Source organism: Erythrobacter litoralis HTCC2594 (assembly GCF_000013005.1).
GTDB lineage: Bacteria > Pseudomonadota > Alphaproteobacteria > Sphingomonadales > Sphingomonadaceae > Parerythrobacter > Parerythrobacter litoralis_A.
In genome coordinates, this window is the sequence record NC_007722.1 from 2005907 (window position 1) to 2031691 (window position 25785).

The window sequence follows — 25785 nt, forward strand, 5'->3', positions numbered from 1 at the left end:
TCCGCCCCGCGCTGCTTTGCCATTGCCCCGGACCACCGCACCGCTTAGGCCGGGCGCACAATGAACGGGCGCAGGGCAGATCTGGCGATTGTTGGCGGCGGCCTGTCGGGCGGCCTGATCGCGCTGGCGCTGAGGAACGCGCGGCCCGAGCTCGACGTCAGGCTGATAGAAGCGGGCGAGAGGCTGGGCGGCAATCACCGCTGGAGCTGGTTCGAGAACGATCTCGGCAAAAGCGGCAACGAACTCATGCAGCCGTTTCGCAAGACCGAATGGCAGGGCTACGATGTTTATTTCCCGAAATATTCCCGCCGTCTGAAATCTCGCTACTATTCTCTGGCATCGCCCGATTTCGACGCCGGATTGCGGCGGGAATTGGCGCAAGACACTGTTCATACCGGCAGGAAAGTGGTGGAATGCACGCCTGACAGTGTCACGCTGGAAGGGGGAGACGCCATACCGGCCCGTGCCGTGGTGGATTGCCGAGGGTTCGAGCCGAGCGAGCTCGTGCGTGGCGGCTGGCAGGTCTTCATGGGCCGCCACCTGCGCACCCATGCCCCGCACGGCATTACCCGACCGGTCATCATGGACGTGACCGTAGAACAGCTCGACGGCTACCGCTTCGTTTACGTCCTCCCGCTCGGCGCAAGCGACATCTTCATCGAGGACACCTATTACAATTCCAACCCCGAGCTGGATCGCGGCGCGCTGTCGAGCCGGCTCGACCGATATTGCCGCCAGAACGGGTGGGAAGGCGACATCGTCGGCAGCGAGACCGGGGTCCTGCCGGTCATTACCGGCGGCGATTTCGCTGCCTATCGCCGCGAGCGCGAGCTCGACCGGATGCCGCAGGCGGGTGCCCGCGCGCTGCTGGCCCACCCGCTGACCAGCTACACCCTGCCGCAGGCGGTCGAAACCGCGCGCCTGATCGCGCGCAACGCGGACCTGCCTGGCGACCAGCTGGCCGCGCTGCTCGCCGCCCATGCCCAGCGGCACTGGAATCGCACGAGCTATTACCGCCTATTGGGCAGGATACTTTTCGAAGCCCCGCAGCCTAAGGAACGCTATCGAATCTTCGAGCGTTTCTACACACTCGACGAGGACTTGATCGAGCGGTTCTATGCCGCGCGTTCGCGCCCGCAGGAAAAGGCCCGCGTTTTGTGGGGCAATCCGCCGGTCGCGATCCACCGCGCCATCGCGGCGATCTTCAGCAAGAGTGCGCCGCTGGTGGTGCCGGACAGAACGAAAGGTCGCGTGTCGACATGAGTGCAGAAGGCAGGACAGCCTGCGTTATAGGGTCGGGCTTCGGCGGTATGGCGCTCGCCATGCGGCTGCAGAGCGCAGGGATCGCCACCACCGTGATCGAAGGGCGCGACAAGCCCGGCGGCCGCGCCTATTACTGGGAACGCGAGGGCTTCACCTTCGACGGCGGGCCGACCGTCGTCACCGACCCCGATTGCCTCAAGGAATTGTGGGAAGTGTCCGGCCACGACATGGCCGACGATGTCGAGCTGATGCGGGTCAAGCCGTTCTACCGGCTCAATTGGCCCGACGGGCACAATTTCGATTATTCGAACGATCACGACGAGCTGTTCAAGGAGATCGCGGAGCTCAATCCCAAAGATGTCGAAGGCTACCAGCGTTTCCTCGAATACAGCGCGGGCGTATACGAGGAAGGTTACGTCAAGCTCGGCACCGTGCCCTTCCTCGACTTCAAGTCGATGCTCAAGGCGGCCCCGGCGCTGACCAAGAAGCAGGCGTGGCGCAGCGTCTATTCGATGGTCTCCAGCTTCGTCGAGAACGAGAAGCTGCGCGAGGCGCTGAGCTTCCACACCCTGCTGGTCGGCGGCAACCCGATGAAGACCAGCGCGATCTATGCGCTGATCCACAAGCTGGAGATGGATGGCGGCGTGTGGTGGACGCGCGGCGGCACCAACCGCCTGATCGCCGGCATGATCCGCCATTTCGAGCGGCTTGGCGGAAAAATGATCGTCGGCGACCCGGTGGTGCAGGTGCATACCGAGAACGACAAGGCGACCGAAGTCGAAACGCAAAGCGGCTTCAGGCAGCGCTTCGATGCCGTCGCTTCCAATGCCGATATCATGCATTCCTACCGCGATCTGCTGGGCCGCAGCCAGCGCGGCTGGCGCATGGGCAAGAAGCTCGCACGCAAGAGCTTCAGCCCCGGGCTGTTCGTGGTCCATTTCGGCCTCGAAGGCAGCTGGCCCGGTATCCCGCACCACATGATCCTGTTCGGGCCGCGCTACAAAGGATTGCTGGACGACATCTACGACAACGGCGTGTTGCCGCAGGATTTCAGCATCTACCTGCACCACCCCACCGTGACCGACCCGAGCATGGCCCCGCCGGGCAAGAGCACGTTCTACGCGCTGGTTCCGGTCGCCCACATGGGCAAGCTCAAGGTCGACTGGGACGAGATCGGCCCGATCCTGGAGAAGCGCATCCTCGACGAAGTCGGTCGCCGCCTGATCCCCGACATCCACGACCGGATCGTCACCAAGTTCAGCTATGCGCCCAAGGATTTCGCGCACGATTTGAACGCGCATCTGGGCAGCGCTTTCAGCCTCGAACCGGTGCTGTGGCAAAGCGCTTACCTGCGCGGCCACAACCGCGACGACGTGATCGATAACTTCTACCTCGTCGGCGCAGGTACGCATCCGGGCGCAGGCATTCCCGGCGTCGTCGGCAGCGCGAAAGCCACCGCAGGCTTGATGATCGAGGATTTGCTCGCCAAAGCGGCGGCATGAAACGTCTCGCTGTCTATTGCGGCTCTGCCACGCCGGACGACCCGCGCTACATCGAACTCGCGCGCGAAGTCGGCGCCGGGCTTGCCGAGCGCGATATCGGGGTCGTCTATGGCGGCGGCAAGCTGGGGCTGATGGGCGCGGTCGCCAATGCGGCCAAGGAAGCGGGCGGCGAAGTGATCGGCGTCATCCCCGAAGCGCTCGTCAATTCCGAAGTCGCCAACCACAATTGCGACGAGCTGATCACCGTCTCCGGCATGCATGAGCGCAAGCAGAAATTCACCGACCTGTCGGACGGATTCGTCACCATCCCCGGCGGCGTGGGCACGATGGACGAGCTATGGGAAGCGATGAGCTGGGCGCAGCTCGGCTATCATTCCGATCCGGTAGGCTTGCTCAACGCTTTCGGATTCTTCGACGACCTTATCGCCTTTTATGCGAAAATGGCCGAGGTCGGCTTTGTTCGCCCGGCGCACCAGAACATCCTGATTCATGCGGAGACGCTGCCGGACCTCTTGGCGAAGATGGTCAATTACAAACCGCACACGCCGATTTTCCGCATGAAGGCCGACGATCTTTGAGCGAGCCGGGCAAACCCATAAAGGTGCCGCAACGCCCCCTCGCGCCCTCGCGCATCCTGCGGCCGACGGTGTCGCGCGCGGGTGGCGGGCGCGACCGGGCGTCGCTGGTGGCCAAGAGCTACGAGATGATCGCCGAAGGGTCGAAGAGCTTCGCCAGCGCCAGCAAGCTGTTCGACCGCGGCACGCGCGAACGGGTGTGGCTGCTCTATGCCTGGTGCCGCCGCTGCGACGACATCGCCGACGGACAGGATCTGGGCGGCGAACTGGGGGATCAATCCGACATCGCTGACCGCGTCAAGGCGATCCGCGTTCTGACAAAGCGCGCGCTCGAAGGCCAGCCGACCGCCGATATCGCCTTTGACGCCTTCGGGCAGGTCGCCGCCGAGTGCAATCTGACGATGGAAATGGCCAACGACGTGATTGCCGGATTCGAACTCGACGCGCGTGGCTGGCGTCCGCGCACGGGGCGGGACCTCGCGCGTTACTGCTACCACGTCGCCGGCGCGGTCGGGGTGATGATGGCGCGGATCATGGGCGTGCGACCGGAAGACGAATACACGCTGGCGCGCGCCTGCGACCTCGGCCTCGCCTTCCAGCTTGCCAACATCGCGCGCGACATGGACGAAGACGATGCGGCGGGCCGCTGCTATATTCCGGAGGAATGGCTGGCGGAGCAGGATATCGAGCCCGGCCAGTTGATGAAGCCGCACCACCGCGGCGAAGCCGCAGATATCGCGCGCGACCTCGTCCTGCGGATGCACCGGCACCAGCGCGCGGCGCGGCTCGGCACCGTCCGGCTCCCGTTTCGCAGCCGCTGGGCGATCCTGGCCGCGGCCAACATCTACAGCGAGATCGGCTACGAGGTGGACCGGCGCGGCAAGCAGGCGTGGGACCGCCGCGTGGTGATCCCGCGGATCAAGAAACTGCAGCTGATAACGCGCGCCTTTGCCGAAGCGCTCCGCAACAAGCCGCTGCCGCCCGACGAAATGCCGGAATGGGAACTCGGCGACATCCTGATCGACGTCCGCATGCTCGGCGACATTCCGGAACAGGAAATCAAGCCGCTGCCGGACGAGGAATAGCGGGCCGCCATAGCGACTTGCCGTAAGCGCATGGCTGGCCTAGCCGTGCTGCCATGATTTCCAAGCTCCTCATCGCCAACAGAGGCGAGATCGCCTGCCGTATCATTCGCACCGCGCGCGAGATGGGTGTCGCGACGGTCGCGGTCTATTCGGACGCCGATGCCAAGGCGCTGCATGTGCGCAGTGCCGACGAGGCGGTGCATATCGGCCCCTCGCCCGCCGCCGAGAGCTATCTCGTGGGCGAGAAAATCATTGCGGCAGCGAAGAAGACCGGCGCCGAGGCGATCCATCCAGGCTACGGCTTCCTGTCGGAGAATGCGGGCTTCGCGCAGGCCGTGATCGACGCGGGGCTGATCTGGGTCGGGCCCCCGCCCGCCGCCATTGACGCGATGGGCCTCAAGGATGCCGCCAAGAAGCTGATGCGCGAGGCGGGCGTGCCGGTGACGCCCGGTTACGAGGGCGAGGACCAGTCGGTCGAACGGCTGAAGAAGGAAGCCGATGCGATCGGCTATCCGGTGTTGATCAAGGCGGTCGCAGGCGGCGGCGGCAAGGGGATGCGCAAGGTCGATGCCGCGGCGGACTTCGTAGCGAGCCTCGAAAGCTGCCGGCGCGAGGCCAAGGCGAGCTTCTCCAACGACGAGGTGCTGCTCGAAAAGTGGATCACCAGCCCCCGCCATATCGAGGTGCAGGTGTTCGGCGACAGCCACGGCAATGTCGTCCACCTGTTCGAACGCGACTGCTCGTTGCAACGCCGCCACCAGAAGGTGATCGAGGAAGCCCCCGCCCCCGGCATGGACGAGGCCACCCGCGAGGAAATCTGCGCCGCCGCCGTGCGCGCCGCCAAGGCGGTAGATTACGAAGGCGCAGGCACGATCGAATTCATCGCCGACGCCAGCGAAGGCCTGCGCGCCGACCGCATCTTCTTCATGGAAATGAACACGCGGCTTCAGGTCGAACACCCTGTAACCGAAGAGATCACCGGGGTCGATCTGGTGGAGTGGCAGCTGCGCGTAGCGAGTGGTGAGCCGATCCCGCTGAAGCAGGAAGAGCTCTTCATCGACGGCCATTCGATCGAGGCGCGCCTCTATGCCGAGGACCCCAATGGCGGCTTCCTGCCGTCGACCGGAAGGCTCGAGCATTTCAACCTCGGCCTGGAAGGCAGGATCGAGACCGGCGTCGAGGAAGGCGACATGATATCGCCCTTTTACGATCCCATGGTCGCCAAGCTGGTGATTTGGGGCGAAACCCGCGCCGAGGCCATCGATCAGCTCGCAGGCATCGCCGAAAGCGTCGAAATCTGGCCGGTGAAGACCAATGCCGCGTTCATCGCCAACTGCCTGCGCGACGAGGAGTTCGAAGAGGCGAACCTCGATACCGGCTTCATCGCTGCCAAGCTCGAGACGCTAGTCAGCTCTGACGAGGCCGACGACGACATCTGGCAGAGCGCTGCCGATTTCATCGTGCTCGCCGACACCGAAGAACACGAGGCCCTGCCCATCGGCCTGCGCCTCAATGCGCCCGGCGTGATTTCGACCACGCTCACCCACAAGGGCGAGATACGAAAGGTCAGCGCCGCGCGTTCCGGCGCGCAAGCCTTTGCCACGGGCTTCGTCGACCCTGCACGCGCCGTGGTCTTCGCCGACGGTCAGAGCTTCGCTTTCGAGCGCCAATCGCGAGGCTCTGGCGCGGCTGCGGCAGGCGACGGCGCAATCCTCGCGCCCATGCCGGGCAAGGTCATCGCTCTCGATGTGGCCGAGGGGGATGCGGTTACTGCGGGTCAGCGGCTGATGGTGCTCGAGGCGATGAAGATGGAACACGCGCTCACCGCGCCCTTCGACGGGACCGTGGCAGAGCTTGCCGCCAGCGAAGGCGCGCAGGTGCAGGTCGAGGCGGTGCTGTGCGTGGTGGAGCCTTCGGACTAGCGCTTCCGTCCAAAACCCGTTCGTGCTGAGCTTGTCGAAGCACTGCACTTTCTTCTAGCGCTGATCCCCGAAGTGAAAGACAGCCCTTCGACAAGCTCAGGGCGAACGGTAATGGGTTTGCTCAGCCCGAACGGAGATTGGGATGTCGTGGCAAGACGAGCTTGAAGAGCTGAAAAGGCGCGAAGCGCTCGCCGAGGAGATGGGCGGCCCCGAAAAGGTCGCGCGCCAGCATTCACGCGGCAAGATGGATGCACGCGCGCGGCTGGCAGCCTTGGTCGACGACGGCAGCTTCCGCGAAATCGGCAAGATCGCGGGCGTGGCGCGCTATGACGACAACGGCGATCTCGAAGCCATCACCCCCGCGCCATACCTGTTCGGCAAGGCGCTCATCAATGGCCGCCCCGTCGTCGCCACGGCGGACGATTTCACCATTCGCGGCGGCGCGGCCGATGCCGGAATCAGGCGCAAGATGCTGCAGGCCGAGCAGATGGCGCACGAGCTCAAGCTGCCCATCATCCGGATGATCGACGGCACCGGCGGCGGCGGCTCGGTCAAGACGCTGGAACAGATCGGCGCGACCTATATCCCCGCGGTTCCGGGCTGGGGCGACGTGGTCAAGAACCTCGACACGGTGCCAGTCGTGGCGCTGGCGCTGGGACCGACCGCAGGCCTCGGTGCCGCGCGCATCGTCGCCAGCCATTATTCGATCATGGTCAAGGGATTGAGCCAGATCTTTGCCGCCGGTCCTGCCGTGGTCGACGGCCTTGGCGCAGCCTACAAAGGCTCCGACGATCACCAGCAGGCGAAGGAAGAGCTGGGCGGCAGCGACATTCACACCCGCAACGGCGTGGTCGATGACGAAGTCGGCTCCGAGGCCGAAGCCTTCGCCCGTGCACGGCATTTTCTCAGCTTCATGCCCGAACATGTCGGGCAATTGGCGCGCCGGTCCAACTGCACAGATCCGGTGGACCGCCGCGAGGAAGCGCTGCTCAGCCTCGTGCCGCGCGAGGAGAAGCAGGTCTATTCGATGCGGCGATGCCTCGACATGGTGTTCGACCGGGGCACGGTGTTCGAAATCGGCCGCAACTGGGGCCGTGCCTGCATTACTGCCCTTGCCCGGCTCGATGGCTGGCCGGTCTTCGTGCTGGCGAGCGACCCCAGCTATCTCGGCGGATCGTGGGAGGCCAAGACCAGCGAGAAGGTCGAACGCTTCGTCAAGCTCGCCGACCAGTTCCGCTTGCCCATCGTCCACCTCGTCGACAACCCCGGCTTCATGATCGGGCGCGAGGCGGAAATAGCGGGCACGATCCGCTACGGCGTGCAGGCGATGAACGCGGTCTACAAGGCCACCGTCCCGCTGGCCTCCATCGTCATGCGCCGCGCCTATGGCATTGCCGGCAGCGCGATGAGTAATGCCGAACGCTACCAGTATCGCTATTGCTGGCCCTCGGGCGACTGGGGCAGCCTGCCCATCGCGGGCGGGCTGGAAGTGGCCTACAAGTCGGAGCTGGAGGCCGCCGAGGACCCGGAGGCCGAACTGGAAGCTATCCGTGCACGGCTCGACAAAGTCACCTCGCCCTTCCGCAGCGCCGAGCGCTTCAACGTCGAGGATATCATCGATCCGCGCGACACGCGGCCACTGCTGTGCGAATTCGCCGATCTTGCCTGGAGACGGCTGGCTTCATAGCGTGATCCCAGCGAAAGCTGGGATCTCAGTCAGTTTCGCTCGACTTGGAGGAGACAGATCCCAGCGTTCGCTGGGATGACGGACTCAGGCCTAGGGCCCCTCCACCCGCCGCCCGAAGAGCCTGCCACGCTCGCTGAACAGGACCGCCGCCAGGGCCAGCAAGCCGCAGCTCAGCATCGCGCTTGCCAGCGGCACTGCGGTCCCGTCGAACAGATAGCCGATGCTGCTGCCGAGGATCGCGCCGGTGCTCATCCGCACCGCCGTCTGCCCGCTGCTCGCGGCCCCGGCGATATGGAAGAACGGCTGCATCGCAATCGAGCTGAAGTTCGCGCCGACGAAACCCAGCGTCGCCATGGCCAGGCTCATCAGCACGATAAATTCCAGCAGGCTTTGCGGCGCCTGGCTCGCGCTCCACACTTGCAGAGCGCTGATGAGGATGAAGGCCAGCAGGGCGGTATGGCCGACCCGCCGCGCGCCGAAACGCTCGACGATGCGCGAATTGGTGAAGTTCGCCACCACCATGCCCACGACGGCGGCCCCGAAGATCAGCGCGAAATATTCGTTCGCGCCGAAAGTCTCGCCGATCAGCTGCTGGCTCGAATTGAGGAAGCCGAACAGCGATCCGAACACCAGCGCGCTGCCGACGACATATCCGATCGCACCGCGCGTGCTGAGCGCGGTCCACATGTTGCGCAGGATCGTGCGCGGATCGATCTCCTGCTTGTTCTCCGCTGCCAGCGTTTCGGGTAGGCGCCACCACACCCAGGCACCGACGCCCAGCCCCATCACTGCCATTGCGCCGAAGATCGCGCGCCAGCCAGCGACCATCATGATGCCCTGCCCGATCGCGGGCGCGAGGATCGGCACCAGCAGGAAAATCATCATGATCAGGCTCATCATCCGCGCCATGCGATCGCCGCCGACATGATCGCGCACGATGGCGGCTGGGACGACGCTGAGCCCCGCGCAGGTGATCCCCTGGATGAAGCGCAGCGCGACGATGGTCTCGAAATCGGTTACCAGCGCGCAGGCGAGCGACAGCACGATATAGGACAGCAGGCCGAGGAACAGGATCGGTCGCCGCCCGAAACGGTCCGCGAAAGCTCCGGGGAAAAACGCGCCGATCCCTGCGCCGAGGAAATAGGCGCCGATCACCAATTGCCGGTCGTTGCCGGTCGCGACGAGTTCCTGCGCCATGACGCCGAGCGCGGGCAGCATGGAATCGATCCCGAACGCCTGCAGGCTCATCAGGAGCGCCATCAGCACGATCAATTCGCGCTCGCCCAGCGCGCGCTGTGGCGCGCGTTCGACCAGCGGCGGAGTGCCGGATCGGGTTTTCGGGTCGGTTGCGGCCATGCAGGTCCCTTGCGCTGCGACCGGGCACTTTGCCAGCCATTTTTCTGAACATGCGGGCCAAGCCGCGCTATGGCGGCAGCGATGGCCGAGGACGATATCGACGACTCCAGCGACGCAGACGGAGAGGCAGATGGCCTGCGCAAGATCATCCATGTCGATATGGATGCCTTCTTCGCCAGCGTCGAACAGCGCGACAACCCCGACCTTCGGGGCAAGCCGGTGGCGGTCGGCGGATCGAGCGGGCGCGGCGTGGTTGCCGCCGCCAGTTACGAAGCGCGCAGGTTCGGCGTGAAAAGCGCCATGCCGAGCGTCACGGCGAAGCGGCTCTGCCCCGACCTGATTTTCGTGAAGCACCGCTTCGAGGCCTACAGGGAAGCGTCGGCCCGGATCCGCGAGATTTTCAATCGCTACACCCCGCATGTCGAACCGCTGAGCCTCGACGAGGCCTATCTCGACGTGACCGACGACCTGCAGGCTGTCGGCTCGGCGACCGGGACGGCGCAGGCGATCCGCAAGGCTATCCGGGAAGAAACGGGCCTCACCGCCAGCGCCGGGGTCAGCTACAACAAGTTTCTCGCCAAGCTCGCAAGCGACCAGAACAAGCCCGACGGTCTGTGCGTCATTAGGCCCGGCGAAGGCGCGGCCTTCGTGCAGTCGCTGCCGATCCGGCGCTTTCACGGCGTCGGCCCGAAGGGCGCGGAGAAGATGGCGCGGCTGGGGATCGACACCGGCGCGGACCTGGCCGGCAAGGACCTCGCCTGGCTGCGGCAGAATTTCGGCAGTTTCGGCGATTACCTCTATCGCGCGGCGCGCGGGATCGACCTTCGCCCCATTCGCACCAACCGCTCTCGAAAATCGGTCGGCGGCGAGCGGACGTTCAGCCAGGATCAGCACGAGCCCGACGAGTTGCGGGAAACGCTCGAACGGATAATCGCCATCGTGTGGGAACGGATCGAGCGGTCCAAGGCACGCGGACGCACGATCACGCTGAAGATGAAGTACAACGACTTCCGCACCATCACCCGCGCGCAATCGCTGCCGCATTATGTGTCCGGGCAGGACGAGTTCGCATCCGTGGCGCGTGATCTGCTGGAGGCGCAGCTTCCGCTGCCGCTGCCGATCAGGCTGATGGGGCTGACGCTCTCCAACCTCGAGCGCGACGAGGAAGCGCAGGCCCAGCGCAGCGAGCGCAAGACCGGTCAACTGGCGCTGTTCTAGACCCGCGTCAGCGGGTGGACGCGCGCCACGCCTCGATCCGGCGACGCGTATTCTCGATCATCGGTTCGGGCAGCGAGTGGCTGGGAAAGAACCGCGCCTCGATTACTTCGCGCCGGTCGATGGTGGGGTGGATATCGGTTTGCGCGAAAAACAGATAACAGGTGTGGGGAGAGCCGGAGATCGTCTCTTCCAGCGTGCCCACCAGCTCGACCCTGGGCAAGTCGATCGACAATTCCTCGCTTACTTCCCGCTTCGCTGCATCCGCCGCGTCTTCGCCGGAATTGACGCCCCCACCGGGCAGCGCCCAGCTTTGCGGGCCGTAACTGTGGCGCAGCAGGAGCAAGGAGCCATCGAAATCGGTGATGATCACGGAGATACCGTAGAGATGCGTTTTGCGCCACATCCGCCAGCGATGACGGACGGCATGCGCAAGCGGCATGAGCGCGCGCTGGACGGAGGCCGGTATCAGGCGAAGCATGTCACCGGCTGACTAACCGATGACAGCAGCCTGGCAACAGGCAAGTCGTTCTCACCCCTCGCCGCCGCTTCGAAGACGGCGCGTTTCTCTTCCGATCCGCCAAGCGTGAAAAGGATCGCATCGCTGGCGAGCAGGCTCGGCAACGTCAGCGTAACCCGGTCGAACGGCGCGTGGGCGGGGAGCGGATCGGGCGTCAGGCGACGGATGGCTTGCGGATCGTCCACCTGCGGATCGGTGTTGGGAAAGAGCGAGGCGATATGTCCGTCCGGACCCATGCCGAGCCAGGTAAGCGCGAAGGGCGGGACCTGCTCCATCACCGTCAAGGTCACGACCTCCGCGCCGACCGGCTCCAACAAAGCGCGCATCTTGCCGGTGTTGGAGGCCTCGTGATCTTCCGGCACGATGCGGTCGTCGTTGGGCCAGAAGGCAATCCGCGCCCAATCGAGATCTCGCCCGACCAATTCTTCGAGGATCGGGAAAGGCGTGGAACCCCCCGGAATGGTCACGGGGATCGGGCCATCTGTCGCGGCCAGCGATGCTTGCAGGCTCTTTTCCAACCAGTCCGCAATCGCGGCAGGGGTAGCCTTCTCGATCATCGTGATATTGCTCATCGGGTCGTCATAACGAAAAGACCGCGCGGGAACATCCCGCGCGGCCCGAATTCGTATCCGTGGAGCCTCGGTTCAGCCCAGCGTACTCTTGAGGAACCAGATCCGCTCCTCGGTCTCGTCCGTGAGATCGTCGAGAATGCCGTCGGTGGCATTGTCGCCCGCATCTTCGGCAAGCCCCTTCAGCTTCTTCAGCCGCTCGAGCACCTTCACGTTGTCGTCGTGCAGTTCCTGCACCATCGCATCGGCGGAAAGGTCGGTCGCGTCCTGGTCCTTGATCCGCGTATTGGCCGCGACCGATCCGATCGATGTCAGTGTCGTCGCATCGTTCTTGCGGACGCGCTCGCCGATCATGTCGATCCGGTCGCGCACTTCGACGGCCTGCTCGTCGAACAACAGGTGCAGATCACGGAAGCGCGAACCCTTGACGTGCCAGTGGAAATTCTTGGCTTTGGTGTAAAGCGCGAAGTGATCGGCCAGCAAGCCATTGAGTTCGCTGACCAACGCCGCTTTCGAATTATCGCCTTGAGTGGACATGGTGTGTTTCCTGTATTTTTTTTGGTTTCGGTTACCACGATATAACGGCCGCACGACCGTGTGGTTTCCCGATCAATAGACATCACCCTGATCGATTCTATCGATTTATATGATACCTCGTGCCGCCAGGCCGACCGCGACGGCCGCGATGGCGAGCAGCGCGGCCAGCACGAAGCGGATCAGGCGCAATGGCAGCGCCTTCTCCAATCCGGCTCCCATCACCCAACCGAGCACCAGCGCCGCCGCGCCTCCCAGCGCACCTCCCGCTGCGGCGAGCCAAGGCAGTGCCGTCGCCACTGCCAGCGCAAAGACGATGAAACGCCCCGCATCGCCGATCTGGCGGGCCAGAAGGACGATGAAAGCCGCGATGACCGAATGGGTCGGCTCGGCCGGCGCCTGCTCGCGATTGGGCCAGGCCAGCTCGAAAGCCGCCGCCGCGAGCGCGAAGGCGACGAGCATCTGCTTGGCCGCCGGAAAGAGGAGGTCGGCAATGAGGGTCCCGGCCCAGGCCATTGCACCGGCAGAGATCGTGGCAGCAACAACGCCCGCAACGACCAGCCCCGGCCCGGTCCGCCCCGCCAGTCGCGCCACCAGCAACTGGTCGCGCGCGCCCAGCGATACCAGCAGCACCAATGCGAAGCCGAACAGGAAAGATGACACGACGTCCGCCCCTCTCGTTCGCCGCAGGGCTTCTTCCCTCCAGCGCCGCCATGCGATAGCAGTCGTGTCTTAAGCCAAGATCAGTCGGGAGAGCGAGCATGAAGTTGGAACAAGGCCACGCGGCTATCGTGACCGGGGGCGCATCGGGGCTCGGCCATGCCAGTGTCGTGGCGTTGGCCGAGGCGGGCTTCAAGGTTGCGATCTTCGACATCAACACCGATGAAAGCCCGGCCAAGGCCGATGCGATCGGCGGGACTTTTCATCACGTCGACATCACCGACGAGCAATCGGTGGTCGACGGTTTCGAGGCGGCCCGCGCGGCGCATGGCCAGGAACGGGTGACCGTCCACTGCGCGATGACCAGCAAGCGCGGCAAGACCATCGGCTGGGACAAGGAAGCCGGCCGCTACAAGAAGCTGCCGACCGAGGATTACGCCTTCGGCGCGGAGGGCGTACTCGTTTCAAGCTTTCGCATCGCCAGCCATTCGGCGCTCGGGATGGCGAACAGCGAGCCCGTGACCGCGGACGGTGAGCGCGGGGCGATTATCCTGACCGCCAGCGTCGCGGCGCAGGATGGGCAGATCGGGCAGGTGATCTACGGCAGCTGCAAGAGCGGCGTGAACGGCCTTGTCCTGCCGATGGCGCGCGATTTGATGGACCTGGGCATTCGCGTCAATTCGATCATGCCCGGCATCTTTGCGACTCCGCTCATGCTCGGCATGAAGGACCGCAACCCGCAGATGTGGGACCAGCTCAATGCCAGCGTTCCCTTCCCCAAGCGGCTCGGCCATCCGGAGGAGTTCGCCAGCCTCGTCCTCGAAATCGTTCGCAACGGCTATATCAACGGGCACCAGTTCCGGCTCGACGGGGCAATCCGGATGCCGCCGAAATAGAGGTCATCGCACCGGCTCAAATGCACCAGTCGAACTGGGGACCTGTATCGTTGCGACCGCGCGCGGCGATCAGGCGGGCGTGTTGCGCAAGGATCGTCTTGCTGCCGGTATTGCTGCACAGGAACGGCAGGAGCCCGTGAACAATGCACCCGATGCCTGCGCGCACGAGCGGGAAGCCAAAGCTCCATGCTACCTGCAGGTGTTCCAGATAGGTCTCGCCGACACTGCCGGGGTGTTCTGTAAAAAGTCGCATGATCGGCAAATCTCCTAAAGCAAATGTGCAGCGGCCAGCGCCGCCACGAAGGCGGTCAAGGTCGTGACGATGACGGGGCCGAAACTGCGCATATTATGGGCAAGCAGACCGGCAAGATTGGATTTTATCGCCGCGGCGGTGACGGCAAACAGCAGCAGCAACCGCGCGGCGTCCGAAGCCGCTGCGGTCACGGCGGGCGGCAGCGCGACCAAGCTGCCGAGCGCCACAAGCATGACGAAACCGACGATGAACCACGGCAGCGCTTGCGAGAACGAAAGGCTGCGGGCACCGCTATTCGTATCGCGGGAGCGACCAAGAGCGATCGATACCAGCACCAAAACCGGCACCAGCATCGCCACGCGCGACAATTTGACCACCGTTGCAACCTCGCCCGCGCCCTCCGAATAGGCGAACCCGCCGCCGATGGCCTGTGCGACATCATGGATCGAAGCGCCGATGAGGAATCCGGCCTGCGTATCGGTGAGACCCAGCAACGAGGCGATCGCCGGATAGAACGTCATGGCCGTTGCACTGGCGATCGTGGTGCCGAGCAGGACGATGGTGAATTGCTCGGAGCTGATCCGTTTCTCGCCGATGATGGACCACAGCGCGAGCGCCGCCGAAGCACCGCAAATCGCGGTCGCGCCGCCCGCGAGCAAGCCGAACATCATGTCTTGGCGCAGAAGGCGGGCAGCGAGAAGCCCGGCAGCGATCACGACAGCCATGATCCCGAGCAGCGTCGCGAACGGGACGAATCCAAGACCTGCGATTTCTCCGAAGGTGATCCTCAGACCAATGAGCACGATCCCGATCCGCAGGAGCGTTTGCGAAGCGAAATCTAGCCCCGGCTGCAAGCGCCGGTCGCTATTGGTGAAGCTGAGCGCGAAGCCGATCAGCAGGCCCATCAGCACGGCAGGCGGGCCATAGTGCTCGCTCAACCATAGGGCCGCGAGAGAGGCGACGAGCACCAGTCCCAGGCCCGGCAGGTAGGATGCCAGGCTGCGCTGCGGCGGGCTGTCGGCGAGTTGCAGCTCCCCGAAGAGATCCGCCATGTAGTAGCTGTCGGGGCCCTTGCTCACGCCGCTAATTCCGTGTTGCCATCAGGTGGGACGGATCGGTCCAGCGCAAGCGGAAACCGGACGCTTTCAGCGTCTGTGTCAGCCGCTTGGGCACATCGGCCCTGCCTCGCCGTGCGAGCGTCTGGAAATGCACCTCGATGGCCACGGTGCGAAGCGATGGCGACCTGAGAACGTCACCCAGTCCCTCGACCGCTTCGAATTCGAAGCCCTCGACATCGATCTTGACGACATTGGGCGGGTATCGGTCTGCCAATGCGTCGCCGCGCCTGACCTTTACCATCTGGCCCACCATGCCGGTGTCGGAGCCGACATCGCTCAGCCCTTCATTGGCCGATGCGCCATCAGTGCTGAGAAAGAAATCCGCCTCGCCGTTTTCGTTCGAGAGCGCGATCTCTTCGACAACCACATTGTCGATTCCATCCACCGCAGCGCGGAGATCGGGCAGGCTGGAGGGAGAAGGCTCGAAGGCGATCACCTTTCCACCGGGCCCGACCCAGGCGGCAAACTGCGGCGCATAGTGGCCGACATTTGCGCCCACGTCCCAGACAGTATCACCGGGCTGGATGGCAGTTTTAAGCGCACTGTCGAAAGCCTGCTCGTAATCGATCCGGAAAAGGGTGCGATAGGCCCGCTGCAGCGGCCGCAATATGCCGAGCCGCTGGCCGATCCGGCGCACCCGCATGATCCAGCTGCTTGAATAGTCCACCTGGCGTCTCGTCTCTCGCTATCGGCCTTGCCGCCGCGAGGCGCGACCATGCTGTGCCGCCAGCCGCATGGCAAGCAGCAGCGCCGTCATGGTCGGATTTGCTCCCCCGCCTGATGGTAGTACCGAGGTGCCGACCAGTTGTACGCGCGGCTCTGCAAACAGGCGCAGGTCGGCATCGACCACGCCATCGGCAGCACTCGCGGCCATGCGCGTCGATCCGGTCGGATGGTAGATGCCGCCCGAATGCACGAGGGCCTGCTCGACACCGGCACGCGGGAAACGCTCGAATGTGCCGAGACCGGCCAGCTCGCCTCGGTCCCAGTGCCGTTCGAAAATATCGGCAAGTGCGTGCAGTTGCTCCACATCGGCGGGCGTCACCGTCCAGTCGATGGCAGGGAGAGGCGTGCCATGTGCGTCGGATAGCGTGTCGCTGAGCGTGATCCGGCTGTCGCGCTCATGCCCTTGCTCGATCACGCAATGCACGACGAGGTCTGCGCCGTCCGGGAAAAGCTGGCGTTTGTCGGCAAACCGCCATTTCACAGCGCGCGCCAACCACGGCAGGTCGCGCAAAAGGCCCGCGACTGCGCCGCCGGATGGCATGGTGCCGCGCTGCACGGCCTGCATGGCGGCGCGCAAGTGGTCGAACCCTGTGTCGCCGTCGGTCGCATAGCCAACGTGAACGAAGCCGGGCCGCACGGTCTCGCGAAGCGGCGTCTCCGGCGCCAATTCGAAACGCAGGTTGCGCATCATCCCCGACCGGGCGAAGCGGAAGCCGAAAAGGCGGTTCAGCGCCACGCGATCACGCGGCACTATGCGCCCGACCTCGACCGACAGATGGTCACCGAAGGTTCGCCCGAGCAGCGGCGACATCCTGGAGACCGCGCCGTCCATGGCGCGGTCGAGCAGGAGGGCCAGCCGCGTCGTCTCGATTGCGCCCGCTGCGATGATGACCTTCGAAGCGTGGATCACATGCCACGCATTTGGTCTCGCAATCTCTACGCGGATCGCATCAGCCTCCGACGCAAGATTGGTGACGACATTTTCCAGCGCGACGCTGCACGTGTCGCTCCGGCGCACCTCGCCTTCGAGCAATTTCCACACGTTGCGCTTGGCGAAGGGCGGCCATTTCGCGAGGCGCGGTACCATGTCCGGCCCGTCCAGCATCGGATCACTTCCGTGGTACGTACCTGGATCGAGGCCGAAGAGCTGTTCGACCTCGCCGATGAAAGGCGCAAGCTCTTCCGACGATACCGGCCACCCGGTCATATCGGCAGGCTGGAACGGGATCAAAGCCCCGCCCCAGCGGGTCGAGGTGCCGCCGAGCCCGCGAAAGCGGCCCAGATCGGCCCCATCGTATCTGTCTCCGCGCTGCTCGACAGCATTCAGGGGATGGGTGTCGCCAGCCTGCGACCACCCGCCCGAATCAAGGCACAGCACCGGCTTTCCGGTCGTTTCCGCCAGCTTCACCGCCAGCGGCAAACCGATCGTCCCCGCGCCGATAACAAGCGTTTCTACGCGCTCTGGCAGCGGCGCATCCGGCTCGACGATCATCCCGCTGGCTCGGCGATCGGGGCGTATTGCGCGAGGCGTTCGCGCCTGGTGGTGCTGACGATAACCGCACCGGTCCGGTTGCGTTCGAGCGCCTTGGCGAGAATTCCCGGCACGTTGGCATGCCGCGCGCGCTGCAGGCCGGCCGAGACATAGCCGTAGGTAATCTGCATCGCGCGCGCGCCCAGCGCCCTGTCCGCCTCGTGACGGTCGAGGCTATCGGCCAGTTGCAGCACTGAGCCGAGGCCCGGCGTATCGTTCAGGATCGGCGCGATAAGCTCGGGCAGCCCCGCCATGCCGAACCATCCGACCTTTCCGGCGGCACGGCAGTCTTCCAGCCAGCGGAGCCATTCATCGGTGGCGAGCAGCGCCAGTTCGGGTTCGTGGAGCAAGAGCAGCTCGACCCGCTCTCGACCCAATCGAGCGAGGCTGCCGTCGAGCGAGCGCTTCGCGCGATCGAGTGCAAAGTCGAGCGACGGCTTGCTGATCGCAGGGACCACGCGGCCGGCGGCCTTGCGCGCGAAAACCTGCCAGGTCGGCTGCGCCTCGCCGCCCGGCGAATGCAGGCCAACCTTGGTCGCAACGGTCACATGCTCATGCCGCGCCAGCACCGGCGCGAGATCGCGCTCGGCATGGCCGAAGCCATAATAGGGTGCCGTATCGAAATGCGTGAAGCCTCGGGCGATGGCCTCTTCCAAGAGCGACCCGCGATTGCGTCGCCCACGGACATTGAACAGGCCCGAAGTCCCGAACACGAAACGCGAGACGGTGAGGTCGGTGTCGGGAAGCGTTACGGTCCGCATCGCGGGCCGCGTTACATCATGGAGCGGGTGAAGGGAAGCCAATACGTCGGATAAACAATTGAAATCATTTTATTTTTGAAAATCCGAGAAACAAAAAGGCCCCCAAACTGGCCCCCACAAGCCCGCGCTTCTGTGGAAAATCCCGGGATTGAGAGGGACAATTGCGCCCATCGCCGTGCTTCGCAATTAGCCTGCTAGCTTTCAGTTGTCACCGGTAAGATTGGCAACTCGTACGTGAGTGGAGCGCAGCCTTAACAGGTCGCAAAAATAGAAATTCGGCGGATCGCAAACAACTCACTCTTCGACTGAATATTATCATCTTGATTCATATGTTTATGAAACTGTGAGTTGCCCACGGCTCAGCGCAAACCCGCTCTACTCGTAGACGGGTCGATTCCGCCCAAAACGCTATTTCATATAAATATCATAGACTTATGCCCCGAATTCGCGGGGTAGGGTGTGCTCGCCAGATTCCCATTTGCGCGCGGTTTACCCATCATTTGCTGAAACCTCGGTTCAGTCATTCCGGAAAACATCTGCCGTAAAATAGCCGCGCGGCGATTGAGCGCTCTAGGTGGCAGCTTTGCGCCCCAATTCTGGTCGTAGGCCGCACATTGCAAGGTGCCCGAAAGCGGACCGCTTGCTTTTCTGATCCGGCAGGCTGCGCCAATTTTGAGTGCTGGGTGGAAACCCGTTGGTCTGTAGCTTGAATTCGCTGGGCTAGCCTTCGCCCGCGAGGCTTTCCAATACCGGGCACCGATCATTGCTCGTGGTGCCACATTGCTCGATCAGTTTAGCGAGAGCGTTCTCCATACGCTCAAGGTCGGCCCGCTTCGCACGGATGTTTGCGAGGTGCTGTTCGGCGATCGATTGCACCTCATCGCAACGCACTTCCTGACCTGGCGTTAAGTCAAGCAATGCCCGCACCTCTTCGAGGGAAAATCCGAGTTCGCGCGCGCGCCGAATGAAGCGGAGGCGCTCCGTGTCGTGAGGACCATAGTCGCGGTAGGCGCCCCTTCTCGGCGGAGCATCGATAACGCCTATCCGTTCGTAATACCGGATTGTCTCGATGTTACACCCGGTCCGCTTCGCCACTTCGCCAATTTTCAAAGCCAACCTCTTGAGTCTGTAGTTGCTACAGACTGTAAATAGGTGTGCGAATCGAGGTTTGCAAAAGGACGATCGATGCGCGGCATCAGCACATGGTGGAACGGATTGGCGACGGGCGGAGGTATCTTTGCAGCCTTCGGGGCAGCTGCATGCTGTGCACTGCCCTTGATGCTCGCGTCGGTGGGTGTGGGCTCGGCGTGGCTTGGCAGCATCTCGCCGGTCCTGGCCCCCTATCGCGTCCCGTTGCTGACCCTGGCGTCGGCTCTTCTTCTCGCTGCGACCCTCCGTTTGCTCTGGCAGTTTCGGCAGGCACGAACATGCCCGGCGGACAGTGCATGCGGATCATCGACTTATCGAGCGCTGACCGCCATAGGAATTGCCATCGGTGCGGCGCTGCTGACAGGTGCCTTCCTCTATGGCTGATCCGATCCTGATCTCGCGCTTGCGCTGTCCCGAATGCGGTCATGAGGAGGACATGGAAATGCCGACCAACGCTTGCCTGTTCTTCCATAACTGCGCGGGTTGCGGCGTTCGCCTTCAGCCGCTCCAAGGCGATTGCTGCGTGTTTTGCTCGTACGGCACCGTTCCCTGCCCCCCAATACAGGAAGGGGATTGCTGCCATGGCTGAGGCTTTCGATTTCGTCGCCATCGGATCGGGAACTGCTGCGCAGGTCGCGGTCCACCAGATGGCCAACGCCGGGAAGCGCTGCGCGGTTATCGATTATCGGCCTTACGGTGGCACATGTGCGCTTCGAGGGTGCGACCCGAAAAAGATGATGGTGAGCGGAGAGGAAGCGCTCGCGGCATACAGGCGAATGAAGGGGAAGGGCATCAAGGGCTCGGTTTCAATTGATTGGGCCGACCTCCAGGCATTCAAGCGCAGCTTTACCGACCCCGTCCCTGAAAAGCAGGAAGCTCGCTACGAGCGTAAGGGCGTCGCGACTTTTCACGGCGCGGCACGCTTTGCTGGCCCCGACAGGATCGTGATAGGCGACCGGGAACTGAGTTTCTCGCACGCTCTTATCGCAACGGGAGCAGAGCCTCGACCGCTTGGGATCGAAGGTGAGGAATTGCTGATTCACAGCGATGCATTCCTAGAACTCAAAACCCTTCCAGATCGGATCGTATTCGTCGGCGGCGGATACATTGCCGCAGAATTTGCCCACCTCGCCGCGCGCGCCGGTGCAAAGGTCACAATCTTCCAACGAGGCCGCATTCTGAAAGCCTTCGACCCTGACACGGTCGATTGGCTCATGCCAAGTTTCGATGATCTCGGCATCGAAATTGTGGACGCTGAAGTGGACCGCGTAACGAAGAAAGGCAGCGTGCTGACCGTCCATGCTGGCGACCGCAGGATCGAAGGGAGCCTGGTGGTGCACGCTGCCGGAAGAATCCCTGCGATCGGCTCGCTCGATCTGGAGGCGGGAGACGTCGCCTGTGACGCGGGTCGCTTGGCACTTACCGCCCAGCTACGGAGCCAAAGTAACCCCAAGGTCTTCGCGGCAGGTGACGCTGCTGCAAATGGCCCGCCACTGACTCCAGTCTCCAGTAACGATGCCAAGGTCGTGGTAGAAAACATACTCGATGATACCGGTCGAACTCCGAACTATCGAGGGGTGCCAAGTGCACTTTTCACGGAGCCGCCGGCGGCCAGGGTCGGAATGCTGGAAAGCGAGGCGCGTGAGGCAGGGCTGGATTTCACGGTGCATGCTGGCTCGCACCCTGGTTGGTTCTCGGCGAGGCGGCTGAACGAAGAGATCTACGGCCACAAGCTGCTGGTCGAGAACGGAACGGGACGCATCCTTGGAGCCCACTTGGTCGGCCCTGACGCCGACGAGCTCGTCAATATCTTCGGCTTGGCCATGCGCCATGGGCTAAACGCGGACGACATCAAATCTACCATGTTCGCTTATCCGACGGCGGCCTCCGATGCAGGGTATATGTTGGGATGAGCAACGCGGAAGCCACCAACAAGCGTGACTTGGCCGCCAACCGTCTGCACCGTATCCTAATCTGGGGCGTGCCGTTTGCGGCGCTAATCGGCCTAAACTTTACCGCAGAACTTCTGCAACCGAACGAGAGGGTGGAAATCGCGGCGGTGCTGTTCCTATGGATGGGGGCGGCGTGCTCGTTAAACGCTTTGCGTTGCCGTCGGCTTCACTGCATGATCGCAGGGCCAGCATTTCTGATTGGTGCTGCGCTTTTTGCCATGGTGGCATTCGGCTTGGCTGATTTCGGGAAACACGGTCCAAGCGTCATCATCTGGGTCACGTTTGGGGTAGTTGCTGGCAGCTTTATCGCCGAACGGATAGCAGGGAAGTATTGGCGAAGACCGGCGTAAGCTCAGGTTTCTGTTCACAGCGAAATAGAAACGAGACCCTCTCCACCAAGAACCTTTTCAAAGCGAACACGAGCGGGTGGTCTCGATCAAGCAGACTGCCGTCTGCTTCTGCTGCGCAGTCGCCTGGGAGCGGACTGTTAGCAACCGGCCCCGAAACAGCCTCAAATGCCAGCCTGGCTCAAAATCCATTGGCATGAAATGGGTTTGTCCTATCAGCATCTTCTCTCGCTTCCTCTGGATCGTTCACCGTAGCTGGAAACAGGAGCACACCCTACCCCGCGAATTCGGGACGTAAGGCTATGTTTTTTCGTTACAATATGGCTTTGGGCGGAATCGACCCGCCTACGGGTAGAGCGGGTCTACGCTGAGCTGCAGACAACTCGCTTTGCGATAATCAACGGTAATCACGGAATATTTCTCTGCGGTTTTGTGGATCGCGGAAGAGTTGCGAATTTCAGCGCAAACCGTCAGCGTTTCGCTGCCTTGATTGGCACCACTTCGGCACCTTCGCGGAGCTGGTCGAGGTAGTCACTCCACCATTTCATCATCTTCACTCGTTCTTTCCAGTGGGCACCGCGATGGTAGGCTGCACGGACCTTGTCGCTGTCTCCGTGCGCCAGCGCGCCCTCGATTGCGTCTGGGTTCCACTTCCCGCTTTCGTTGAGCAAAGTGGACGCCATCGCGCGAAAGCCGTGAGCGGTCATCTCATCTGTGGCGTAGCCCAGGCGGCGCAGTCCAGCATTGATCGTGTTATCGCTCATTGGACGCTTTCGGGTCCGGACTGACGGGAACACATAGCCATCGGGTCCGGTCAGCCTATGGGCCATTTCCAGGATCGCAATCGCTTGGCGTGAGAGCGGGACAAGGTGGTCTTTACGCATCTTCGTCTTGCTCGCCGGGATCGTCCACAGAGCCTCATCGAAGTCGATTTCGCTCCATTCGGCGTGGCGGAGTTCACCGGGCCTCACGAACACATGCGGAGCCAGTTGCATCGCCAGCTTGGTGATAGGTTGGCCTTCGTAGCCATCTATAGCCCGGAGCAACTCACCAGCCCCTGCTGGATCGAGCACCGCTCCATAGTGCGTCACGGTGGGGTTCATAAGCGCGCCCCTCAAGTCGCGCGTCGGATCGGACTTGAGTCGCGCCGTGGCCACCGCATAACGGAACACCGAACCTGCCAGTTGCAAGGTTCGCTTAGCGCTTTCCAGCTTGCCCTTACTTTCGATCCGGCGGACGGCTGTCAGAATGTCAGCAGGCTCAATATCGGCGATGGGTAGATGGCCTATCGAGCTGTTGAGGACTGACAGGAGGTATTCGCAGCGCTTCGCCGTTGCGGGTGCCCAGGCCCGTGAGCCATCATGTTTCCGCTTTTCGCAGAACTCGGCGGCCAGGGAAGCAAAATTATTTTCCGCACCAAGCTTCGCACGCGCCTTCTGACGCTGTTTTTCTCGGGAAGGGTCCTTGCCCTGCGCCAGCTGCTCTCGCGCGGCGTCTCGCCTTCTGCGGGCCTCTGCCAACCCAATTTCCGGGTAGCGCCCGATCGCGAGCTTCTTCTCCCGGCCATCGATGCGATACTTCATTCGCCACAGTTTTCCGCCGGTTCGCTCCACCAACAGGAAGAGCCCTGACGAGTCGCTCAGTTTGTAGGCTTTCGGACCAGCCTTAGCCTTGCGAATTCCAACGTCTGTTAGCACCATGATTTCAAGTCTTTACCCAGAAAAGGCCCCCGGATTGGAGGCCTCTCGAATTGATGGAAACCAATGAGGCCCCCAAAAAGGCCCCCAATTTCGGGAGATTTGGCGAGACTAGCCGGGCAAATGCAGGACCACACAACGTCAAAAACCTCGGATTTCCAGGGGTTTTATAGCGTCTCCGGGATGTTTTGGGAAGGTGGCGCTGGAGCGGGTGAAGGGAATCGAACCCTCGTCGTCAGCTTGGGAAGCTGCTGCTCTACCATTGAGCTACACCCGCCGGAGTGCGTCCGAGCGGCGGCGCAATTGCCCGATCGGGCGCGCACGGTCAATCGGGAACGTGCAGCCCCGCCCACGCGCTGGTAAGACGCAGCCGATTGGATTCGCGCCGCATAAACGCTAGAGCACGCGACACGAAAGAACTCTTGAGAGGAATAATCATGCGTCAGGTCGATCATTTCATCGTCGGGGGAGCCGGTGGCGGCTCCGGTCGCACGCACCAGATCTGGAACCCGTCGACCGGCGAAGTGCAGGCCGAGGTTTCGCTCGGCGATGCGGCGCTGCTCCAGAAAGCGGTCGATTCGGCCAAGAAAGTCCAGCCCGAGTGGGCGGCGACCAATCCGCAAAAACGCGCCCGCGTGATGTTCGAATTCAAAGGGCTGGTCGAAGCCAACAAGCAGGAATTGGCCGAATTGCTTTCCAGCGAACACGGCAAGGTCGTGGACGATGCGCATGGCGACGTGCAGCGCGGTCTTGAAGTGATCGAATTCGCGTGCGGCATCCCGCAAGCGCTCAAGGGTGAATACACGCAAGGTGCCGGCCCGGGTATCGACGTCTATTCGATGCGCCAGCCGCTCGGCATCGGTGCAGGCATCACCCCATTCAATTTCCCTGCCATGATTCCGATGTGGATGTTCGGCATGGCGATCGCGGCAGGCAACGCGTTTATCCTCAAGCCTTCGGAGCGCGATCCGAGCGTTCCCGTGCGTCTCGCTGAACTGTTCGTCGAAGCTGGCGCGCCCGAGGGGCTGCTGCAGGTCGTCCATGGCGACAAGGAAATGGTCGACGCGATCCTCGACCATCCCGACATCCCGGCGATCAGCTTCGTCGGCTCCAGCGACATCGCACAGTATATCTACTCGCGCGGCAGTGCGAATGCTAAGCGCGTGCAGGCCTTCGGCGGAGCCAAGAACCACGGTATCGTCATGCCCGACGCCGATCTCGACCAGGTCGTGAACGACCTCGCTGGAGCCGCATTCGGTTCGGCAGGCGAGCGTTGCATGGCGCTGCCCGTGGTCGTGCCAGTGGGCGAGGACACTGCCGACAAGCTGCGCGAAAAGCTGATTCCGGCGATCAATGCGCTGCGCGTCGGCGTTTCCAACGATCCGGACGCGCATTATGGCCCCGTCGTCACCCCCGAGCATAAGGCCCGCATCGAAAGCTGGATCGACACGGCCGAGAAGGAAGGCGCCGAAGTCGTTATCGACGGGCGCGGCTTCTCGCTTCAGGGGCACGAGGACGGGTTCTTCGTCGGCCCGACCCTGCTCGATCGCGTGACGCCCGAGATGGAAAGCTATCAGGAAGAGATCTTCGGTCCCGTGCTGCAGATCGTGCGCGCCAGGGATTTCGAGGATGCCGTCCGGCTGCCGAGCGAGCACCAATACGGCAACGGCGTCGCGATTTTCACTCGCAACGGCCACGCCGCGCGCGAGTTCGCCAGCCGCGTGAATGTCGGCATGGTCGGCATCAACGTGCCGATCCCCGTTCCGGTCAGCTATCACAGCTTCGGCGGCTGGAAGCGTTCAGGCTTCGGCGACATCGACCAATACGGGATGGAAGGCCTCAAGTTCTGGACCAAGAACAAGAAAGTGACCCAGCGCTGGCCCGACGGCGGCGGTGACGGTTCGAACGCTTTCGTGATCCCGACCATGGGGTGAGAAGCATGAAACCCGCTTCGTTCTTCATTCTGCTGGCCCTCGCAATCGCGGGATGTGCGGGGGAGCAATCCGGCGAGCCGGAGGACACTAGCCCCGATGCGGCGATGCCGGTCGAACCGGACGGCGGGATCGGCGATGGAGCTACGCCGCTCAACGAGGCGACGCCCGCTGGTTTCGAGCGGTCCATCCCGCAAGCCGTGCGCGGGCAATGGCGCGAAGACGATCTGGGGCGCGCGCCGACGGCTGAGGATTGCGACCAGACCTCGGCGACGCGGCAGAACTTCGGCAAGGTCCTGCGCGTCAGGGCCGACGGCTTTTCGCTATTCGAGCAGGGCGGCAGGCTGATCGAGGTGCACAACCGCACCGACACGATGATCGACGCCACGTTCGACACGACCTACGCCGACACGCCGACGCAGGCGCGGCTCGACCTGGCCTTGCAGGCAGACGGGACGCTGGCGATCAACCGCGACGATGGCGACGGCCGCCTGAGTGTGACGCAATATCGCAAGTGTCCGGAATAAGAGCATGTT

The 25785-nt window shown here is 63.2% G+C and carries 26 protein-coding genes and 1 tRNA gene; 14 read left to right on the top strand and 13 right to left on the bottom strand.

Annotated elements, in window-relative coordinates; all coding sequences use genetic code 11:
- Positions 1–60: 60 nt before the first annotated feature.
- From crtY to EL2594_RS09765, 6 genes are all read left to right on the top strand, one after another.
- Positions 61–1263, top strand: a complete 1203-nt coding sequence (gene crtY, locus EL2594_RS09740) for a lycopene beta-cyclase CrtY (protein ID WP_011414896.1) — start codon at positions 61–63, stop codon at positions 1261–1263.
- Positions 1260–2765 (top strand): phytoene desaturase, encoded by a 1506-nt coding sequence (locus EL2594_RS09745; RefSeq protein WP_041685251.1) that lies wholly within the window; start codon positions 1260–1262, stop codon positions 2763–2765. The genes crtY and EL2594_RS09745 overlap by 4 nt, the downstream gene beginning before the upstream one ends.
- A complete protein-coding gene (locus EL2594_RS09750; RefSeq protein ID WP_011414898.1) occupies positions 2762–3343 on the top strand; it encodes a TIGR00730 family Rossman fold protein in 582 nt (193 codons plus the stop codon). The genes EL2594_RS09745 and EL2594_RS09750 overlap by 4 nt, the downstream gene beginning before the upstream one ends.
- The gene (locus EL2594_RS09755) at positions 3340–4425 is read left to right on the top strand and encodes a phytoene/squalene synthase family protein (protein ID WP_011414899.1); all 1086 of its coding nucleotides are present in this window, start codon (positions 3340–3342) and stop codon (positions 4423–4425) included. The genes EL2594_RS09750 and EL2594_RS09755 overlap by 4 nt, the downstream gene beginning before the upstream one ends.
- 53 nt (positions 4426–4478) lie before the next feature.
- The gene (locus EL2594_RS09760; RefSeq protein ID WP_011414900.1) at positions 4479–6347 is read left to right on the top strand and encodes an acetyl/propionyl/methylcrotonyl-CoA carboxylase subunit alpha; all 1869 of its coding nucleotides are present in this window, start codon (positions 4479–4481) and stop codon (positions 6345–6347) included.
- Between the two features lie 142 nt (positions 6348–6489).
- On the top strand, positions 6490–8034 hold the full coding sequence (locus tag EL2594_RS09765) for an acyl-CoA carboxylase subunit beta (protein WP_011414901.1): 1545 nt from the start codon (positions 6490–6492) through the stop codon (positions 8032–8034).
- A 90-nt stretch (positions 8035–8124) separates the two neighbouring features.
- Here the strand turns inward: EL2594_RS09765 and EL2594_RS09770 are convergent, their stop codons facing one another.
- Positions 8125–9390 carry a multidrug effflux MFS transporter gene (locus EL2594_RS09770; RefSeq protein ID WP_011414902.1) on the bottom strand — a complete coding sequence of 422 codons (1266 nt, stop codon included), beginning with the start codon at positions 9388–9390 and terminating at the stop codon, positions 8125–8127.
- Between the two features lie 81 nt (positions 9391–9471).
- On the opposite strand from EL2594_RS09770, the gene dinB reads away from it, so the two are divergent.
- Positions 9472–10608: a DNA polymerase IV gene (gene dinB / locus EL2594_RS09775; RefSeq protein ID WP_041685957.1), complete on the top strand. Its 1137-nt coding sequence runs from the start codon at positions 9472–9474 to the stop codon at positions 10606–10608.
- Between the two features lie 7 nt (positions 10609–10615).
- Here the strand turns inward: dinB and EL2594_RS09780 are convergent, their stop codons facing one another.
- The 4 genes from EL2594_RS09780 to EL2594_RS09795 all read right to left on the bottom strand — a co-directional run bounded on the left by EL2594_RS09780 (position 10616) and on the right by EL2594_RS09795 (position 12891).
- Positions 10616–11086, bottom strand: coding sequence for an NUDIX domain-containing protein (locus tag EL2594_RS09780; protein ID WP_011414904.1), 471 nt, complete (start codon positions 11084–11086; stop codon positions 10616–10618).
- A complete protein-coding gene (locus EL2594_RS09785; RefSeq protein WP_011414905.1) occupies positions 11074–11697 on the bottom strand; it encodes a 6-phosphogluconolactonase in 624 nt (207 codons plus the stop codon). The genes EL2594_RS09780 and EL2594_RS09785 overlap by 13 nt, the downstream gene beginning before the upstream one ends.
- Before the next feature lie 72 nt (positions 11698–11769).
- A complete protein-coding gene (locus EL2594_RS09790) occupies positions 11770–12231 on the bottom strand; it encodes a Dps family protein (RefSeq protein ID WP_011414906.1) in 462 nt (153 codons plus the stop codon).
- A 105-nt stretch (positions 12232–12336) separates the two neighbouring features.
- Positions 12337–12891 (bottom strand): TMEM165/GDT1 family protein, encoded by a 555-nt coding sequence (locus EL2594_RS09795; RefSeq protein WP_011414907.1) that lies wholly within the window; start codon positions 12889–12891, stop codon positions 12337–12339.
- Between the two features lie 98 nt (positions 12892–12989).
- Between EL2594_RS09795 and EL2594_RS09800 the strand changes: the two genes are divergently transcribed.
- On the top strand, positions 12990–13784 hold the full coding sequence (locus EL2594_RS09800) for an SDR family oxidoreductase (protein WP_011414908.1): 795 nt from the start codon (positions 12990–12992) through the stop codon (positions 13782–13784).
- Between the two features lie 16 nt (positions 13785–13800).
- On the opposite strand, the gene EL2594_RS09805 is transcribed toward EL2594_RS09800, so the two are convergent.
- From EL2594_RS09805 to EL2594_RS09830, 6 genes are all read right to left on the bottom strand, one after another.
- Positions 13801–14037: a DUF6356 family protein gene (locus EL2594_RS09805; protein WP_011414909.1), complete on the bottom strand. Its 237-nt coding sequence runs from the start codon at positions 14035–14037 to the stop codon at positions 13801–13803.
- 14 nt (positions 14038–14051) lie between these two features.
- Complete coding sequence (locus EL2594_RS09810; protein ID WP_011414910.1) at positions 14052–15116, bottom strand: YeiH family protein; 1065 nt, start codon at positions 15114–15116, stop codon at positions 14052–14054.
- Positions 15117–15120: 4 nt separating this feature from the next.
- A complete protein-coding gene (locus EL2594_RS14935) occupies positions 15121–15822 on the bottom strand; it encodes an FkbM family methyltransferase (RefSeq protein WP_011414911.1) in 702 nt (233 codons plus the stop codon).
- 18 nt (positions 15823–15840) lie between these two features.
- A complete protein-coding gene (locus EL2594_RS09820) occupies positions 15841–17373 on the bottom strand; it encodes a GMC oxidoreductase (protein ID WP_011414912.1) in 1533 nt (510 codons plus the stop codon).
- Positions 17370–18173, bottom strand: a complete 804-nt coding sequence (locus tag EL2594_RS09825) for an aldo/keto reductase (protein WP_011414913.1) — start codon at positions 18171–18173, stop codon at positions 17370–17372. The genes EL2594_RS09820 and EL2594_RS09825 overlap by 4 nt, the downstream gene beginning before the upstream one ends.
- A gap of 720 nt (positions 18174–18893) precedes the next feature.
- Positions 18894–19283, bottom strand: coding sequence for a MerR family transcriptional regulator (locus EL2594_RS09830; protein WP_007163748.1), 390 nt, complete (start codon positions 19281–19283; stop codon positions 18894–18896).
- Between the two features lie 75 nt (positions 19284–19358).
- On the opposite strand from EL2594_RS09830, the gene EL2594_RS09835 reads away from it, so the two are divergent.
- From EL2594_RS09835 to EL2594_RS09845, 4 genes are read left to right on the top strand one after another with little or no spacing between them, the layout of a single operon-like run.
- Complete coding sequence (locus EL2594_RS09835) at positions 19359–19706, top strand: mercuric transporter MerT family protein (protein ID WP_007163747.1); 348 nt, start codon at positions 19359–19361, stop codon at positions 19704–19706.
- Complete coding sequence (locus EL2594_RS15790) at positions 19699–19911, top strand: GDCCVxC domain-containing (seleno)protein (protein ID WP_081432306.1); 213 nt, start codon at positions 19699–19701, stop codon at positions 19909–19911. Before EL2594_RS09835 ends, EL2594_RS15790 begins: the two co-directional genes overlap by 8 nt.
- Complete coding sequence (locus tag EL2594_RS09840) at positions 19904–21235, top strand: dihydrolipoyl dehydrogenase family protein (protein ID WP_011414915.1); 1332 nt, start codon at positions 19904–19906, stop codon at positions 21233–21235. Before EL2594_RS15790 ends, EL2594_RS09840 begins: the two co-directional genes overlap by 8 nt.
- Complete coding sequence (locus EL2594_RS09845) at positions 21232–21624, top strand: hypothetical protein (protein WP_011414916.1); 393 nt, start codon at positions 21232–21234, stop codon at positions 21622–21624. Before EL2594_RS09840 ends, EL2594_RS09845 begins: the two co-directional genes overlap by 4 nt.
- Positions 21625–22091: 467 nt before the next feature.
- Here EL2594_RS09845 and EL2594_RS09850 read toward each other — a convergent pair whose 3' ends face one another.
- Positions 22092–23321: a tyrosine-type recombinase/integrase gene (locus tag EL2594_RS09850; RefSeq protein ID WP_011414917.1), complete on the bottom strand. Its 1230-nt coding sequence runs from the start codon at positions 23319–23321 to the stop codon at positions 22092–22094.
- Between the two features lie 200 nt (positions 23322–23521).
- A tRNA-Gly gene (locus EL2594_RS09855) sits at positions 23522–23595 on the bottom strand.
- A 160-nt stretch (positions 23596–23755) separates the two neighbouring features.
- On the opposite strand from EL2594_RS09855, the gene EL2594_RS09860 reads away from it, so the two are divergent.
- On the top strand, positions 23756–25252 hold the full coding sequence (locus EL2594_RS09860; protein ID WP_011414918.1) for a CoA-acylating methylmalonate-semialdehyde dehydrogenase: 1497 nt from the start codon (positions 23756–23758) through the stop codon (positions 25250–25252).
- Positions 25253–25257: 5 nt separating this feature from the next.
- Complete coding sequence (locus EL2594_RS09865; RefSeq protein ID WP_011414919.1) at positions 25258–25776, top strand: hypothetical protein; 519 nt, start codon at positions 25258–25260, stop codon at positions 25774–25776.
- The last annotated feature ends 9 nt before the right edge of the window (positions 25777–25785 follow it).